Annotated in this window: 2 protein-coding genes; both read right to left on the reverse strand. The window is 33.5% G+C overall.

Features of this window, described 5'->3' with window-relative positions; translation table 11 throughout:
• The coding region (locus tag AC1DTM_RS27485; RefSeq protein WP_477001374.1) for a MaoC family dehydratase at positions 1-381 on the reverse strand (381 nt) is incomplete at its 3' end.
• A 4-nt stretch (positions 382-385) separates the two neighbouring features.
• A partial coding sequence (locus AC1DTM_RS27490) for an AMP-binding protein (RefSeq protein WP_477001375.1) occupies positions 386-1184 on the reverse strand: 799 nt, incomplete at its 5' end.

A 1184-nucleotide genomic window follows, 5' to 3' on the forward strand; every position in this document is an offset into this window, starting at 1 on the left:
AGCTACACCTGTTAAAACTAAATCTCCTTTTTGATTATGACACTCTGTTAACAATTTTATTACTCTCTTTTCGATAATAAACTCTTGTACTGTAGCCGTAGCTGTAATCGTATCTCCTATAAAAACTGGTGTTGTAAATTTAATAGTTTGTTCCATATAAACAGAACCCTTTCCTGGCAAATGTACTCCTAACAATTGTGATAATAGACTAGAAGTTAATAAACCATGTGCTATTCTTTGATTAAATCTAGTTTGTTTCGCATACTCATGATCAATATGGATTGGGTTAAAATCCCCACTTAAACCTGCAAATAGTACAAAATCTGTTTCTGTTATTGTTTTACTACAAGATGCTTGTTGCCCAGCGCTATATTTGGTCATCCMTTCACCTACTTTTCAATTGATTAGCTAACTGTACTTTTTGAATTTTACCAGTTGCATTTTTAGGTAATTCCTCTAGAAATACAATTTCTTTTGGAATTTTATATTTTGCTAGAAATAGAAGACAATGTTCAATTACTTCTTTTTCAGTTAATACACTGCTACTCTTTTTCACAACAAAAGCGATTGGTATCTCTCCCCACTGTAAATGTTGTGTACCAACGACCGCTACCTCACATACATCCGAAAGCCTATTAATGACTTGTTCTACTTCAAGTGGATAAATATTTTCACCACCTGAAATTATCATTTCTTTTTTTCTACCGACAATGTATACAAAACCATCTTCATCAACTTTAGCTAAATCACCAGTATGTAACCAACCACCTTGAATAGTTTCTTCTGTTGCATCTGGCCGATTCCAATACTCTTTCATTACATTTGGCCCTCTTATAATTAACTCTCCAACTTCACCAACTTCAACTTTATTTTTATTTCCATCGATAAGTACATAATCACAAAATAGAACAGGTTTTCCAATTGAGCCTACTTTACGTCTTGCATCTTCTTCTGAAAGCATGAATACTGTTGGTGATGTTTCAGTCATACCAAAACCTTGACCGAATAAAAATCCTCTATCTATAAATTCTCTTATCAACTCTTCTGGACACGGAGCACCGCCATTATAAAACCAACGTACTGATTGTAAATTCGTACTTTCAAACTTTGAACAATTAATTAATGCTTGATGAATTGTAGGCACTCCCATCACTACAGTCACTTTATGTTTTTCTATCATGGAA

The organism is Bacillus sp. P4_D3 (genome assembly GCF_056401855.1).